Annotated in this window: 8 protein-coding genes; 2 read left to right on the forward strand and 6 right to left on the reverse strand. The window is 41.8% G+C overall.

Annotated features, from left to right (window positions below):
- Nucleotides 1-300: 300 nt before the first annotated feature.
- From ABIN91_RS21190 to ABIN91_RS21205, 4 genes are all read right to left on the reverse strand, one after another.
- Nucleotides 301-1,638, reverse strand: a complete 1,338-nt coding sequence (locus ABIN91_RS21190) for a histidine-type phosphatase (RefSeq protein WP_348053612.1) — start codon at nt 1,636-1,638, stop codon at nt 301-303.
- A gap of 77 nt (nt 1,639-1,715) precedes the next feature.
- Entirely contained in the window at nt 1,716-3,122 is a 1,407-nt protein-coding gene (locus tag ABIN91_RS21195; protein ID WP_348053613.1) for a hypothetical protein, read from the reverse strand.
- A 9-nt stretch (nt 3,123-3,131) separates the two neighbouring features.
- Nucleotides 3,132-5,939, reverse strand: coding sequence for a TonB-dependent receptor (locus ABIN91_RS21200; protein ID WP_348053614.1), 2,808 nt, complete (start codon nt 5,937-5,939; stop codon nt 3,132-3,134).
- Between the two features lie 195 nt (nt 5,940-6,134).
- Complete coding sequence (locus ABIN91_RS21205) at nt 6,135-6,416, reverse strand: ATP-dependent Clp protease adaptor ClpS (RefSeq protein WP_348053615.1); 282 nt, start codon at nt 6,414-6,416, stop codon at nt 6,135-6,137.
- A gap of 134 nt (nt 6,417-6,550) precedes the next feature.
- On the opposite strand from ABIN91_RS21205, the gene ABIN91_RS21210 reads away from it, so the two are divergent.
- On the forward strand, nt 6,551-8,956 hold the full coding sequence (locus ABIN91_RS21210; protein WP_348053616.1) for a hypothetical protein: 2,406 nt from the start codon (nt 6,551-6,553) through the stop codon (nt 8,954-8,956).
- A 29-nt stretch (nt 8,957-8,985) separates the two neighbouring features.
- Complete coding sequence (locus ABIN91_RS21215; RefSeq protein ID WP_348053617.1) at nt 8,986-11,373, forward strand: hypothetical protein; 2,388 nt, start codon at nt 8,986-8,988, stop codon at nt 11,371-11,373.
- A gap of 118 nt (nt 11,374-11,491) precedes the next feature.
- Here the strand turns inward: ABIN91_RS21215 and ABIN91_RS21220 are convergent, their stop codons facing one another.
- A complete protein-coding gene (locus ABIN91_RS21220; RefSeq protein WP_348053618.1) occupies nt 11,492-12,376 on the reverse strand; it encodes an SDR family oxidoreductase in 885 nt (294 codons plus the stop codon).
- A gap of 6 nt (nt 12,377-12,382) precedes the next feature.
- A complete protein-coding gene (locus ABIN91_RS21225) occupies nt 12,383-13,153 on the reverse strand; it encodes an enoyl-CoA hydratase/isomerase family protein (protein WP_348053619.1) in 771 nt (256 codons plus the stop codon).
- Between the last annotated feature and the right edge of the window lie 340 nt (nt 13,154-13,493).

Here is a 13,493-nt window from a genome sequence, read left to right on the forward strand (position 1 = left end):
TACAAAAATATCGAAGTGTAAGGTAATATAATTTGCTTTAACATTTTTTAACACATCATTAACAACTTCAAATTCAATTGCTTACTAAAGTGAATAATTTATTGTTCAACGTATTAATCCCCCCTGTCATTAAAATCACTTATCGGGCCCGGTGGTACATTTAATAAAATCTTTGGCTTACCGCAACGGAATATACTCCCTGCAATTAAGCAAGACAATAGTTTAGGCTTGCGCCGGATAGTAAAAGGGTAATAATTTTAATAGGATAGGCTATCCGGATATAACGGGATAGCCTTTATGTTATTTCAAATTCATTAAATAAGCGTGCATATCATCACTCAATTGTACATGCAGCGTGCTCAATTTATTGAGGTAATGTTTCCGGATATCGCTCCATTGGTAGTATGGGAATGTTTTGGTGACTACGCCATCAATGGCCGCTTCTTTTTCGTTCAATAATATTTTGACTAAGTAATTGCCTTTTGCGTTTTTAAACAGCACCCATTGTACGTTTGAGCTTAACGGAATAACAGCAGCAGCGCTCCATACTTTACCGAAACTTAAAATATCCATAGCCGGTTTATCGGCGCCTTTAATATCCATTAACGCGGCAATAGGCGCAATCGTTTCCGCATGAGCGAACCTTAAATTGGCTGTGATATCATGTTTAGATATATAATTATCGGTGGTGTTAATAAAACTTACCAGCAAAGGCACGGCATCCCTTACCTGTATACCCCCGTTATTCATTGCAGGGCCTTTCTTTAAAAAATCATCTGCCGAAGCCAGCTCATCCAATATCTTCAGTTCGCCGCATGTTATCAGGCTGCGCAAATCCAGGTCGGCAGGTTTATGCCCCGCGTTTACAATTTCCTTTTGGATAGAATTTGTTATGGAACTAAAGCCAAATACATCATCAATCAGTTCGCTTTGTTCATCATTACTCAACTTATTAATAAAGCTTTGTTGAAAAAAGCGGGTTAAAAACTGCTGGTTAAAAGCGGCGGGTTTAATGGCCTTTTCTAATTTATCATATTCCTTTTTCCATGCACCATTTTTTTCAAATTCGGCGTAAGCGGGCGCTATCGAAAAAAAACGCAGATCATCGTTATTGGTAACAAATTCGGTTTGGCAGGTTTGCGTATAGTTCAATCCCTTTAAAAAGGCTTCGGCGCTTTGTTTGGTCCGCTCCTCTTTGGTAATGGCCATATTTAAACATTGTTTATTGTTTTTAAATATGCTGTTATAGTTCTGCATCATACGTTGCCCAATGGCCTGCTGCTCTTCGGCACCCCGTATCGAAATGGATTTTAACCCTGGTTTTTCTATTTTCTGCAATAGCATCACCATATTTTTTAGCTTAATGCCATTGGCTTTTAAAGCTTTGGCGCTATCGGCTTTTTGCAGCAAACGGTAAGCTAAGGTGCCAGCCAAATCTTTAGTCACATGCCTTGAGCCATGCCGGCCCACATGGTTAATATATACCGCCTGATAGCCTTTGGGTACCGGTGCATACTTTTTTTGCTGAGGCTCGTATATTGTTTTTGTTCCCCAATATGCATTATTGCAGTTTTGCGCTTTCGCGGATGTACTCAATAATGCGGCGATAAGCAAGCAAAAAAATAATGATCTGTTCATTGTGCTTTAAATAATGTATAGATACCAAAAAAGACCAGGTGTTATCATTCCCGGTCCTTCAAATATAAGTTTAACTATTAATGTTGATTACCTGTCCCGTCGTTCTGGTAAGCGCCAATATCTTTGCCCGGCAGGGTTACTGTGGTGCCAAAAGTACCTGTTGCGGTAACGTTGCCTTGCGGCGCAAAATCAACCTTACCCTTATTCAATCCTGGCGAACCTGCTTGTAATTTAAAGTTTGATGTACCAACTGCTACTACTTTAAAAGGTTGCAAACTGGCGCTTATTGGGCCGGGGTTAGCTGTAAAATCGTATTGGTTTACATCAAAGCCATAAAATAAAGGGTCGTTTTGTTTTACTGTAGTTGATATGATATCGCTTGGCGCCTTAGCCGCCTGAACGGTAGGGGCGCTATCGGCAGTGTAAAACTGCGCCACAATAGCCGGCGAATAACCATAAAAAAACTGGTTGCCATAAGCTACATTCGCAAAGTCAGCATCGGGCGTAATGCGCAAGCCAAAGCGGCAATTTACGATGAGGTTATTATAGGCCCTGCCCCTGGCACCCTTTTCAAAATCGATAGAGCCACCACGGCCTGCTTTTGTTTGCCTGTAACCACCATCAATAATGGTATTGTTATAAACGGTAGCGGTACATTGCACACCCGATGTTCCGGAATCGGAGATCTTCATGGCGTTGGTTGCCGAACCTATAAAAACGTTATAAGCAATATCGCCCAGGGTACCGGTTTTGATGTTGAAAAACTCGCCACCCACAGCGCCGCATAACTCAAAAGTGTTACGCATGATGCTTATTTTACCACTACCTACCTGTACATTGTCATCTTTCGCGCCAAAAAACCACGAGTCTTCAATGATCAGATTTTTTGAGCTATTTCCAAAATAGATCAGAAAACGTGATGTACCCGACGGATAAATGGCTGTATTATCATTAGCACCCGATGGTGCACCGCCAAATTCAAGGTGTGTCCATTTGATGATCGCGTCGCCACCTTTAGGATTTGGATTGTTTGGCGTCGCGTTAGCCGGGGTACAGGTAATACCTCCCCACCATCCAAAAAACACCTTAGTATAGTCTTGATTGCTCGCCTGGGTGTGCAGGTCGGCGGCGTTTTTAACGGTAATGTAATTCGGTTTATCCCTGGTACCTAAACTAATAAAAGTACCATGCACAAATATCTCCGGACTGGTTGCCGCAGTTACGCCATCGCCCAAAGCTATCAGGCTTACGCCGTTCTGCATTAAAAGGGTATCCCCATCGTTTATAGTAATATCGCTTTTAAAGTAATACGTTTTACCGCTTAACAGTGTGCCTTTAATGGTGCCTGATAAAGTATCGGATGTAATGGCATTGGCTGTGAATACCACCCCCGATGAAACAGCAACAATTTCTGTTTGATGGCAGGCACTTAGTGTGATGCCCAGGCCCAACACTATAATTAATTGATTTAAGATCTTTTTCATTTTACCTGATTATAATTTATAGTGTAAGCCAAGTATGTAGTATTGCTGATAGTTATCCTTACGCACAAAAGTATTTTGGCCCGCTTGCTGGTATTCTATAGCCTGCCCTGCTGCTCCGGCTGGTGCCAGTGGCGGGTAAGGCAGCTTAATAAATAACTGGTAAGGCGTATTTAAAAGGTTGGTTGCCTTAGCGTAGATATAAAATTGCTTGAATATCTTTTTCTCTGCCGATACATCCAGCGTTACGAAACCTTTTTGCCAGATATCGTTATTGAGGTAAATAGATACGCTATTGATACGCTCGCCGGTATATACGGCGGATACCTGCGCATCCAACCCTAATTTTGAATCTTTATAGAGTAACGACAGGTTACCTATATTTTTAGACTGGCCCTGTAACGGGCGGCTTTGATCAACAGTTCTTAATGTATTTTGACCTGTACCGTCTTTATAAGCTTCTTTTTTAGAGGTTGTAATTTCTGATTGTGTGAACGAGTAATTGGCCCTTACCCCAAAATGGTTGATGTATTTGGTAACATCCACTTCTAAGCCATAATTGTGAGCCGTACCAAAGTTACCGGCAGATAGCACCAGATCTTTACTTGATGATGAGTTGACCAACGAATACTCGATAGGGTTAGCTATCTTTTTATAAAACACGCCGATCAAAAACTGATCTAATGGTTTGGGGAAAAACTCGTAGCGCAAGTCGTAATTATCCGCTGTAGCGTGTTTCAAGTTAAAGTTGCCTTCTTCTAAATAATCCGAGTTAGGGTCGCCGCCGGTATGGGGCACCAGCTCATAAAAGTTAGGGCGGCTAATTGCCGAGTAATAAGATGCGCGCAGGTTTTGTTTATCCGATAGCATGTACTTAAAATTCACGCTCGGTAACAGATCATAATACTTGATCGATCCGGTTTTACCATCTTTAGTATCCGGCAAGGCATCTAACCAGCTTTGGTGCGTATGCTCGTAACGTACACCGGCTAAGGTTTGCAACTTACCCGCTGTAAATTTAAACTGGCCGTATACCGCGCCAACATTCTCGGTAAAGTTATAGTTAAGGCCATCTCCGGCTGTACCTTGTTTGTTGCTTGCCAGTTCAAAAACGTTATCATCTATATTACCCGTGTACAGCTGGGTTGAATTTGTAACAGGTAAGGTTAAAGTATAATCGTCATAAGTACTGCTCCGGGTTTTGTTGCGATACATGCCACCCGCGCTAAACTCCACCTTGGTATCCAATATTTTAGGCGTATAAATAAAGTTTAAATACCCGCTCTTATCCTGATCGGAATTGTAAGAAAAATTTTGGTTAAAGCCGTTTGACGCGTCAACCGTTAAAGGATTATGAATTACCGCACCCGATGGTTGTAGTACGTTTGAGGTAATTAAATTGAGCGCGTAACGGTTTTCGTTAGCGGTAGCTTTTGAGTAAATGCCCGTCCAGTTAATAGTTAAATTATCGGCAAGGCGATGATCACCACGTAGCGAAAAATTATAGATCTGCTGTACATTGCGGATGCTGCGGGGTTGCTCGGTTATCCGGCCCTGACCGATGCCTGTACGCGCTAATGTTAAGCTTGTATCGGATACGTAACGATACTGATTTTGCGCCAGATTGATGTAAGCGGCATCTAAAGTTAGTTTGTTGCTTGTATCAAATTTATAATCAAACCGGCCTATGGCACTTGTACGCTCTTGCTGGGTATTGTACACTCTGCTCTGAATGGATGTAGGTTTTGGCAAATTGGTAACCGCATCAACATCTGTCGAAAAGAAAACGCCTTTGGTATCTTTTAAGATATTTTGATAACTCAGGGATAACAGGGCACCAAATTTTTTATCGATACTGCGGCCACCAAGGCTTATACCTGCAATTGTACCCAGCGGCAATTTTGAATTGGTAAAATGCTGCCCGTTGTTAGAAAAATCTGCGCGGGTGGCTATGTAGTTATCACCATTTATGATACGCGGTGAACGAAACACTGCATCGTTATTGCCAAACTTATTAAAGCCATATTGCGCAACACTTTGCGATAAGCCTGCACCCAGGTTTACTTTCACCATAAAATCATCAGGTGCATCTTTCAATACAAGGTTAACACCACCAGCAACAGCATCGCCTTCCATGGCCGGGGTTAATGATTTGTATACCTCCAACCTTTCAATAATATCGGCAGGGAATATATCTAAGGGTATGTAGCGGTTCTTGTTATCAGGACTTGGTATTTTAAAGCCGTTTACCAGGGTATAGGTATAACGTTTTTCCATTCCGCGTATAATGGCGTACTGGCCCTCGCCGTTATTACTCCGCTCAAGCGATACGCCCGAAACCCGTTGGGTAACGTTAGCCACGGTAATATCCGGCGAAACTTCGATGGTTTTTGCCGAAACCGCGTTAACTACCATATCGGCATGCTGTTCAGTTAAGCGGGCACTGCGGTCGCTGCCTCCATCGGCTTTGGCTTTTACATTAACTTCGCTCAGGCTATTGCCTTTGGCTTCCAGTTGTATTTTAAATGTGCGTGGCTCGCCATCTTTTAAGTTAAACCTGAGCTCACTTTTTTGGTACGAAATATACTTAACTTCCAACTCGTACTCGCCAGATGTAACGTTACGGAATACAAAGCTACCATCTAAACCAGAGGCGCTTGATAAAGAAGCTTTGCTTTTATTTTTAAGGGTTAAGGTGGCGCCAATTAAGGGCTCGCCATTGGCTTTATCAATAACTACACCTTTAACTGTGGCGGTACCGACTGCAAATAAACTAATGGAATAGACGAACAGAATTAAAAAGGGTAGGAGTCTTTTCATTGACGATAATTTTATCGCGCAAAGTTAGATTCACTATAAAATCACAACATCAACCCTGTATTAACATATTGTGAATACAAAATGCAAAGGTTACCCTATCCCATACATTCATTGTATGAGCAAAGCAATATAATATGATACAAGTATAAAATGTAATTCTGAAGAAATTCTGTGGAGCAATGTTTAATTGGAGTATTACTCAACCGTTACCGTTAAACTCTCTTGCTGTAAAATTTTGCGGTAAATTTCCATCTCGGTGAACGAGCCCTCGAGCACGGCGCATTTGCCTTCGTTGTGCACTTTCCAGGCAATTTTTTCCGACTGACTTTCGGTGTAGTCCAGGTATTTCATCATGCAGTATATCACATGATCAAAAGTGTTAAAATCATCGTTCCACAAAATAAGCCGGTGCATTTCTTTTAGTCCGGCTAAAATCTCCTCTAACGTGAGCGTTTCCTCTTCTACCTGGGTTGACATAATTGAGGGCTAATTTATCAAAAACAATCCATACATCATTAAAAAAGGCATCCTATTGTTTTAAATTACCTTTGGCAGATAATAGGATTTTATTCAGGATACGGTATATTAGATGAATCTATCCAATAATAACCTTGAAACGCACCTACATCATTTTAGTGGCCCTACTGGCAATTATTGCCTCGGCAGCCTTTATTCAAAATGACGATGTAATTGATGTACTCGGCAAAAAACTAATTGTATACCAGTTAGAGCACCCGGCTACCGTGCTACACCTGCACCTGGATAAGAACATTTATAATACCAACGAGGATATCTGGTTCAAAGCTTACATCCTTAATCCCGAGCCCGATAGCAGCAAAGTGCTTTATGTCAGGATAACGGATATGAACAAAAAGGTAGTGTTGAAGGATCAATTCCCAATAACGGATATCCGCTCGAACGGAGATATTATGATACCTGATACTTTAAGGGAAGGCAATTATTACCTATACGCCTATACCGATAGGATGATAAGCTACACCGCGAAAAATATATTTGTACAACGCATTACTATTAAGCATAACTCTGCAAAAAAACTTTATGCCGAAGCATCGGTAATTGATACCAGCCAGTTAAAACGCGGGCATACTGTACAGGTATTGGTACGTGTAAAAAATGATCACGATTTGTTAAAAAATATCAAAGGTGAATATACGCTTATTACCGGGGATGGCCCGGCCAGAACTGGGAAACTCAGCACCAATCAGTTTGGTGAAGCTACCATAACCTTTGTTTACCCTAGCCTACCTGATAATAAAAGCCTGAGCTTAAAGGTAAGCTTTAAAAACAATGCCGACTTTGCCGACCTGCTGCTCAACCTTAAACACGAAGGTAACCCCATACAGGTTAACCTTTATCCCGAAGGCGGGCACTATATTGACGGTGTTCCGGTTAAAACGGTGGTAAGGGTTACTGATATTAAAAGCAACCCTGTAGCAGCCAAAATCACCATTAAAAACGGCCAAAAAATTATTGCTGACTTACAATTAAATAAAAGTGGTTTCGGTATATTTAATTTTAAACCTATTGCAAATGCTGTTTACACTGTAGATGCAGAGACTGAAGGAAACAAAAGTACTATCCCATTTAATGGCGTAATACAGCCAAAAGGCTATATCTTAAAAGTAGTCGAACAAAATAGCCAGTTAAATGCCACCTTAAAAAACTTTGGTGATAAGGAACATGTAAAACTGGTTTTACGCTCTTTAACCAATATTTTATGGAGCCAATCTATAACTGTTCCTTCCGGCGATTCAGTGGTAATTCATATCCCGGTTAGCGGGTATCCTAAACAAGTATTAAACATTGGCGCGTTTGACGATGCAGGCAACCTGTTATCCGAAAGACTATTACTTAACAAACAAAACGAAAATTACCATGTAGATATCAAAACCGACATGCAGATTTACGGACCACGCAAAAAAGTAACCGTATATGTTAACATAACAGATGCCTTTGGCAAGCCGGTAATGGCCAACTTATCAATAGCTGCGGCAGAAAAAGACAGGACTGACCAAGTTGATAACCACGACATACTAAACACTTGGTACTTCCGGTTTTTAGATGGCGATAACTATTCCAACACCTTGTACGACAAGAATTTGGACATCCAGATGATCACCCAAAATTGGCGACAAAGCCGTTGGGACGATGTATTAAAATATACTGAACGTGGCAAGATCATACGGCTGAAAAATACTGATGGGGAAGTTGGCTTTTTAAATCCATTTAAAAAAGGAGCTGCTAAGATCAGTCAACTAATTGTGATGTCAAAATCGCGCTCGTTCGCGGTTGAAGTAGATAAAAATAATTATTTTTCCATTCCTTCTGCCAACCTGATCAGGGATAGAGGCGAAAAGCGGTACTTATTGCTCAGTAACGAGCAGATGAAAGATTATGAAATTACCCTGATGAATTATCCCAGAGAATTTGATGAAAAGGTAGTTGTGAGTGGCGCGCTCTTTATCCCCGAAGTATTTAATACGCTGGCGCAATATCAGGAAACTAAGCAAAAAACAGTTAAGGGTGTTTTACAATTAAAGGAGGTTAAAATTAAAGGGAACACCTGGCTAACAGATTTTCAGTCTACCGATTGCAACGATATGGTTTGTATGTACAATATATTAAACTGTATCAATCACCCGGGGTGCTGTACCACACCAATAGATGGCGGGGTATATCTATATAGGCGGGGAGAAAAGGTGATTTATCATAGCTGTAATGATTTTATCAGCAAATCGCATCCTATGCTCAAATGCATCAGCATAGCTAAACAATTCTACCTGCCAGATTACGATAAAAAACCATCAGCTGATTTTGAACTACACTCTACCATTTACTGGAACCCAAACCTCAATACTGATGCGCAGGGTAACGCCAGTTTCAGCTTTTATACCAGCGATATCACAGGTAATTTTTTAATAAACGCACAGGGTATAGATGTACGTACTATATTGCCGGTATCCGGGTTGGGTAATTTTCAAGTTCAAGTGAAGTGAAACGTATCCACACCACATTAATAATATTTATGTTAGCCCTGGCTTCTGCAGCCTTTATTAAGGGCGACGATGTAATTGATGTGCTCAGTAAAAAACTGCTGGTGTATAAGTTAGAACACCCGGCTACCGTGCTACACCTGCAGCTTGATAAAAATATTTATAATACCAACGAGGATATCTGGTTTAAAGCTTACATTCTTAACCGTGAGGCCGATAGCAGCAATGTGTTGTATGTAAGGCTTACCGATCTGAACAAAAGGGTAGTTTTAACGGATCAGTTCCCGATAACGGATATCCGCTCCAATGGCGATATTATGCTGCCTGATACCTTAAAAGATGGCAATTATTATTTGTACGCCTATACCGATAGGATGATCAGCTACAGTTACGAAAATATTTTTGTGCAGCGCATAACCGTTAAACATAATTCCGCCAAAAAACTCCATGCCGAAGCATCGGTGATAGATACAACACAATTAAAGCGCGGCCATACCGTGCAAGTAATGGTGCGGGTTAAAAACGATCATGATCTGCTAAAAAACATCAAAGGGGAATATAAACTGATTACTGACGGGCAACCTGCTAAAATAGGTAAACTAAGCACCAACCAGTTTGGCGAGGCCACATTCAGCTTTGTGTATCCTAATTTACCTGATAATAAAAGCCTGAATGTAAAGGTCAGCTTTAAAGATAATACTGGCTTTGCCGATCTGATACTCAACCTTAAACACGAGGGTAACCCCGTACTTGTAAGCCTGTATCCCGAAGGTGGTCATTTTATTAATGGTGTACCTGTTAAAACCGTAATACAGGCCACCGATATTAAAAGCAACCCGGTTGCGGCCAAAGTAACTGTAAAAAACAACGGGCAGTTTATTGCAAGCCTGCGCTTGGATAAAAACGGCCGCAGCTCTTTTACCTTTACCCCCCTTACTAACGGCGCTTATACCATAGAAGCCGAAACTAATGGCAATAAAAACACCATAGCGTTTAACCCGGTTATTGAAAGCAAAGGTTATAGTCTCAAAATATCTAATCAAAAAGACAATCTCAAAATAAGCATAAAAAACATTGGCGACCAGGAACACGCCACCCTGGTTTTACGATCTGTTGAAAACGTGCTATGGAGCCAGTTGATTACTGTGCCTTCCGGCGATTCGGCTGTGGTGAATATCCCGGTTGGTAACTATCCTAAACAGGTTTTAAATATTGGCGTGTTTAACCAAACCGGCGACTTGCTCTCGGAAAGGTTGTTTCTTAACAGGCAACGCGAGAATTATCATGTTGATATTAAAACCGATGAGCAGGTTTACGGTACGCGCAAAAAGGTAACGGTACATGTTAACGTAACCGATGCTTTTGGCAAGCCGGTAACAGCAAACCTATCTATAGCTGCGGCTGAGAGCGACAGGACCGACCCAGCCGACAGGCGTGATATACTGAACACCTGGTACCTCAAATTTTTGGATGGCGATAATTACTATAACTCCCTGGCAGATGATAATCTGGATGCCATGATGATCACTAAAAACTGGCGCCAAAGCCGTTGGCAAGATGTATTGAAATATACCGCAAAAGGACGTGTTGTTCGTCTTAAAAATGCTGATGGCGTGTTTGGTGTTTTAAAGCCGCTGGTAAAAAAACCACATAAAGTAAGCCAATTAATGGTTATATCAAAAAACGGGATGTTCCCTGTTGCGCTTAGCCAGAATAACTATTTCTCGATAGTTTCGGCCGATCTCATAAGGGACAGGAGTGTAGCCCAATATTTGTTGATGAACGATGATCTGGCTTATGATTACGAGATCCACCTATTTAATTACCCAAAAGAATTTGACGAAAAAGTGGTATTAAGTAACGCGCTTTTCATTCCGGAGCTATTTAATACGCTGGCCGAATATCAGGAAACCAAGCAATCATTTGGCAAAGGAGTTATACAATTAAAAGAAGTAAAAATTAAAGGCAACACATCATTAACAGATGAGGAGAACAGGACAGGGGTATACAAATCCACTAACTGTAACGATATGGTGTGCATGTACAATATTCTGAATTGTAAAAACCACCCAGGCTGCTGCTCACCCCCTGTTGATGGTGGCGTTTATTCTTTAAACGGAAGGCGGGTAATATACCATGGCTGCCAGCCAAGTGTTGATGCAAAAACCCATATCCCGTTAAAATGTATCAGCATACCCAAACGCTTTTATCTGCCTGATTATGATAAAACACCATCTACCGAACCCGAATTACATTCTACCATTTACTGGAACCCAAACGTTAATACCGATGCACAGGGCAACGCTACCTTTAATTTTTTCACCAGCGATATCACCGGCAATTTTACAATAACCGCCCAGGGTGTTGATGTTTATACCATATTGCCGGTATCTGGCTTGTACACTTTTAAAGTTAAATAACGTGAGTCCGGGATAAGAAATACAGCAAAAAAATATTCTCCTCACGCCAATGCTTTTTCCACCGCTGTTCGTCGAAATGACATCAAAATTCTTATCCCTAACTGACGTTAAATAGAGATCAGCTCCCTTTGGCGCCGCGGGTCATTTTTTCAATGCCGTCCCACATCTCGTTGGTCACCATTTCGAGGGCGCTGAACTGACCCGCGCCTTGCAGCCATTCGCCACCGTCAATGGTAATTACCTCGCCGTTGATGTATCCCGAAAAATCGGAAACCAAAAACGCGGCCAGGTTAGCCAGTTCCTGGTGCTCACCAACACGTTTTAATGGAACACGGTTTTTAAAATCAAACTTGGCAGCCATATCGCCTGGTAACAAACGTTCCCATGCTCCTTTGGTTGGGAATGGCCCCGGGGCTATAGCGTTGGTACGGATACCGTGACGGCCCCACTCTACAGCCAGTGAGCGCGTCATGGCCAACACACCACCTTTGGCGCAAGCCGATGGCACCACATATGCAGAGCCTGTGAAGGCATAGGTGGTTACTATATTGAGTACCGTACCCGCAATTTTTTGATCTATCCAATACTTACCCAAAGCGAGTGAACAATTGACCGAGCCTTTCAAAACGATATCGATAACTGTAGAAAAAGCATTAGCCGATAAGCGCTCTGTTGGTGATATGAAATTGCCTGCGGCATTGTTCAGCAAGGCATTAACCTGTCCGAATTTTTGAACCGATTGCTTTAGCATCGCTTCTACCTCTTCGTAATTACGCACATCGCATTGCAGGGCTAAAACCTGGCCACCTGTTTCGGCTTCCATTTCTGAGGCTGTTTTTTGCAGTACCTCAAACTTACGGCTGGTGATAACCACATTAGCGCCCATCTTTAAAAAGTAAGTGCTCATGGCCCTGCCTAAACCTGTACCGCCACCCGTTACGATGATGGTTTTACCCTTCAGGGCATCGTCTCTTAACATGCCTTGTACCATTGCTGCGTTCATATATAATTAAGCTTGAGGTTTTGGTTTTAAATTCTGGATGATCATTTCGAGCGCTTTACGGGTTTCGGGAGCCCACCATTGTTTGATCATTTGCTCCAGGTTGGCACTCTGATCAGCATTGGCGACGGCTATTAAATGCTTGCGCAGGTTGAGCTTGCTTTGGCTCCAGGTAACCGCGTTAAACTGCATATATTTCCTGATCTGTTTCTCGGCTGTGCTGATCACACTTTCGGGGTTCGAGATCTCGTCTATCAATCCCGCGGTAAGCGCATCATCAACCGATAATAGTTTACCTTCCATTAATAACTGGTAAGCCTTGCGCTCGCCCAGCCAAAACGAATACAAATGGAATATACTATCCGGAACGATAATACCTACCGGAATTTCGTTCAAGCCAATAATATATTTACCTTGAGCCATCACCCGGTAATCGCAGCAAATAGCCAGCACACAACCACCCGCCGGACTATGCCCGCTAATGGCCGCTACCATTGGTTTTTTAAACGAAACCAGTGTAGCCTGCAATGCCAAAAAATCTTTCCAAAAAGTGGCTATCTGCTCTTCATTATAATCGTATAGTTCGATCAAGTCCAACCCGGCCGAAAAGAAATTTTCCTTCCCGGTGATGATCAGGCCGCCAATATTATCGTCGTTATCAATGCTATGCACCAGCGTGTGCAGTTCTTTAACCATTTCGGCATTCATTGGGTTTGATTTGCCGCGGTTTAAGGCTATAACAGCCAGCCTGTCTTTAATAGTTACCTGTAAAGTATTCATTGGGCAGAGGTTTATAAAAGCCAAGGTCGGGTAAATATTTCACAAATACAATGCATGCATAGTATTTTAGGTTTGAGTATTGAGCTTTTAGATATTTGTTTCAGCGGTTTAAAATGGGTATATTTGTATGAGTAGGTTGCAAGAAATATAGAGTAAAGAATAAAGATTAAAAATATCTTACTTTATCCCCCTTGTAGAGTCAAGAATAAAGAGTAAGGAACAAAGCTTGAAAAAAACCTACTTTATCCCCCTCTTTAGCTAACCATGTCATTGCGAGGAACGAAGCAATCGCACGCGGACAAGTTCGCTCTGTAGAGTTCGCGATTGCTTCGTTCCTCGC

This window comes from Mucilaginibacter sp. (genome assembly GCF_039921305.1).
In the GTDB taxonomy this organism is placed as follows: Bacteria; Bacteroidota; Bacteroidia; order Sphingobacteriales; family Sphingobacteriaceae; genus Mucilaginibacter.

What these genes read in the sequence shown, in the direction of transcription:
- ABIN91_RS21190 (WP_348053612.1), bottom strand. Translation starts at nt 1,638, where the DNA reads ATGAACAGATCATTATTTTTTTGCTTGCTTATCGCCGCATTATTGAGT.
- ABIN91_RS21195 (WP_348053613.1), bottom strand. Translation starts at nt 3,122, where the DNA reads ATGAAAAAGATCTTAAATCAATTAATTATAGTGTTGGGCCTGGGCATC.
- ABIN91_RS21200 (WP_348053614.1), bottom strand. Translation starts at nt 5,939, where the DNA reads ATGAAAAGACTCCTACCCTTTTTAATTCTGTTCGTCTATTCCATTAGT.
- ABIN91_RS21205 (WP_348053615.1), bottom strand. Translation starts at nt 6,416, where the DNA reads ATGTCAACCCAGGTAGAAGAGGAAACGCTCACGTTAGAGGAGATTTTA.
- ABIN91_RS21215 (WP_348053617.1), top strand. Translation starts at nt 8,986, where the DNA reads ATGTTAGCCCTGGCTTCTGCAGCCTTTATTAAGGGCGACGATGTAATT.
- ABIN91_RS21220 (WP_348053618.1), bottom strand. Translation starts at nt 12,376, where the DNA reads ATGAACGCAGCAATGGTACAAGGCATGTTAAGAGACGATGCCCTGAAG.
- ABIN91_RS21225 (WP_348053619.1), bottom strand. Translation starts at nt 13,153, where the DNA reads ATGAATACTTTACAGGTAACTATTAAAGACAGGCTGGCTGTTATAGCC.